The 2,961-nt window shown below is 51.1% G+C and carries 1 rRNA gene; it reads right to left on the minus strand.

Going from position 1 to position 2,961, the window contains the following annotated elements:
* Positions 1-57: 57 nt before the first annotated feature.
* Positions 58-2,949: ribosomal RNA gene (locus tag BCT81_RS08820) — 23S ribosomal RNA — on the minus strand.
* Positions 2,950-2,961 lie beyond the last annotated feature (12 nt).

Below are 2,961 nucleotides of genomic sequence, written 5' to 3' on the forward strand. Positions count from 1 at the left end.
TCAAACTCATTCAAGCGTTTGTATCTTATGAGTCCATCAAAACCCCTTGGGTGTTGTATGGTTAAGCCTCACGGGCAATTAGTACAGGTTAGCTCAACGCCTCACAGCGCTTACACACCCTGCCTATCAACGTTCTAGTCTTGAACAACCCTTTAGGACGCTTAAAGCGTCAGGGAAAACTCATCTCAGGGCTCGCTTCCCGCTTAGATGCTTTCAGCGGTTATCGATTCCGAACTTAGCTACCGGGCAATGCCATTGGCATGACAACCCGAACACCAGAGGTTCGTCCACTCCGGTCCTCTCGTACTAGGAGCAGCCCCCTTCAATTTTCCAACGCCCACGGCAGATAGGGACCGAACTGTCTCACGACGTTCTAAACCCAGCTCGCGTACCACTTTAAATGGCGAACAGCCATACCCTTGGGACCGACTTCAGCCCCAGGATGTGATGAGCCGACATCGAGGTGCCAAACACCGCCGTCGATATGAACTCTTGGGCGGTATCAGCCTGTTATCCCCGGAGTACCTTTTATCCGTTGAGCGATGGCCCTTCCATTCAGAACCACCGGATCACTATGACCTGCTTTCGCACCTGCTCGAATTGTCATTCTCGCAGTCAAGCGGGCTTATGCCATTGCACTAACCTCACGATGTCCAACCGTGATTAGCCCACCTTCGTGCTCCTCCGTTACTCTTTGGGAGGAGACCGCCCCAGTCAAACTACCCACCAGGCACTGTCCGTAATCCCGATTCAGGGACCAACGTTAGAACATCAACACTACAAGGGTGGTATTTCAAGGACGACTCCACCACATCTGGCGACGCGGTTTCAAAGTCTCCCACCTATCCTACACATGTAGGGTCAATGTTCAGTGCCAAGCTGTAGTAAAGGTTCACGGGGTCTTTCCGTCTAGCCGCGGGTACACTGCATCTTCACAGCGATTTCAATTTCACTGAGTCTCGGGTGGAGACAGCGTGGCCATCATTACGCCATTCGTGCAGGTCGGAACTTACCCGACAAGGAATTTCGCTACCTTAGGACCGTTATAGTTACGGCCGCCGTTTACCGGGGCTTCGATCAAGAGCTTCGACCGAAGTCTAACCCCATCAATTAACCTTCCGGCACCGGGCAGGCGTCACACCGTATACGTCATCTTACGATTTTGCACAGTGCTGTGTTTTTAATAAACAGTTGCAGCCACCTGGTATCTGCGACTCTCGTCTGCTCCATCCGCAAGGGACTTCACTGATAAGAGCGTACCTTCTCCCGAAGTTACGGTACCATTTTGCCTAGTTCCTTCACCCGAGTTCTCTCAAGCGCCTTGGTATTCTCTACCCGACCACCTGTGTCGGTTTGGGGTACGATTCCTTACAATCTGAAGCTTAGAGGCTTTTCCTGGAAGCATGGCATCAATGACTTCACTACCGTAGTAGCTCGACATCGTATCTCAGCGTTAATGAAGAACCGGATTTACCTAATTCTTCCGCCTACGTACTTGAACCTGGACAACCGTCGCCAGGCCCACCTAGCCTTCTCCGTCCCCCCATCGCAATTGTAAGAAGTACGGGAATATTAACCCGTTTCCCATCGACTACGCCTTTCGGCCTCGCCTTAGGGGTCGACTTACCCTGCCCCGATTAACGTTGGACAGGAACCCTTGGTCTTCCGGCGAGGGAGTTTTTCACTCCCTTTATCGTTACTCATGTCAGCATTCGCACTTCTGATACCTCCAGCAGCCCTTACAGACCACCTTCAACGGCTTACAGAACGCTCCCCTACCCCACGCACATAAGTGCGTAGCCGCAGCTTCGGTGTATAGCTTAGCCCCGTTACATCTTCCGCGCAGGCCGACTCGACCAGTGAGCTATTACGCTTTCTTTAAATGATGGCTGCTTCTAAGCCAACATCCTGGCTGTCTGAGCCTTCCCACATCGTTTCCCACTTAGCTATACTTTGGGACCTTAGCTGGCGGTCTGGGTTGTTTCCCTCTCCACGACGGACGTTAGCACCCGCCGTGTGTCTCCCGGATAGTACTTACTGGTATTCGGAGTTTGCAAAGGGTTGGTAAGTCGGGATGACCCCCTAGCCTTAACAGTGCTCTACCCCCAGTAGTATTCGTCCGAGGCGCTACCTAAATAGCTTTCGGGGAGAACCAGCTATCTCCAGGTTTGATTGGCCTTTCACCCCTAGCCACAAGTCATCCGCTAATTTTTCAACATTAGTCGGTTCGGTCCTCCAGTTGATGTTACTCAACCTTCAACCTGCCCATGGCTAGATCACCTGGTTTCGGGTCTAATCCTAGCAACTGTACGCCCAGTTAAGACTCGGTTTCCCTACGGCTCCCCTAAACGGTTAACCTTGCTACTAAAATTAAGTCGCTGACCCATTATACAAAAGGTACGCAGTCACACCACGAAGGTGCTCCTACTGCTTGTACGTACACGGTTTCAGGTTCTATTTCACTCCCCTCACAGGGGTTCTTTTCGCCTTTCCCTCACGGTACTGGTTCACTATCGGTCAGTCAGTAGTATTTAGCCTTGGAGGATGGTCCCCCCATATTCAGACAGGATATCACGTGTCCCGCCCTACTCGTTTTCACTGATGATGAGATGTCGACTACGGGGCTATCACCCTTTATTGCGGCACTTTCCAGAGCCTTCGTCTGTCTCATTAAAAGCTTAAGGGCTAATCCAATTTCGCTCGCCGCTACTTTCGGAATCTCGGTTGATTTCTCTTCCTCGGGGTACTTAGATGTTTCAGTTCCCCCGGTTTGCCTCTTGCTGCTATGTATTCACAACAAGATACTTACTTATGTAAGTGGGTTTCCCCATTCGGAAATCCCAGACTCAAATGACTTTTACTGTCTAATCTGGGCTTATCGCAAGTTAATACGTCCTTCATCGCCTCTGACTGCCAAGGCATCCACCGTGTACGCTTAGTCACTTAACCATACAACCCGAA

The organism is Vibrio sp. 10N.261.52.A1 (genome assembly GCF_002876325.1).
Lineage (GTDB): Bacteria > Pseudomonadota > Gammaproteobacteria > Enterobacterales > Vibrionaceae > Vibrio > Vibrio chagasii.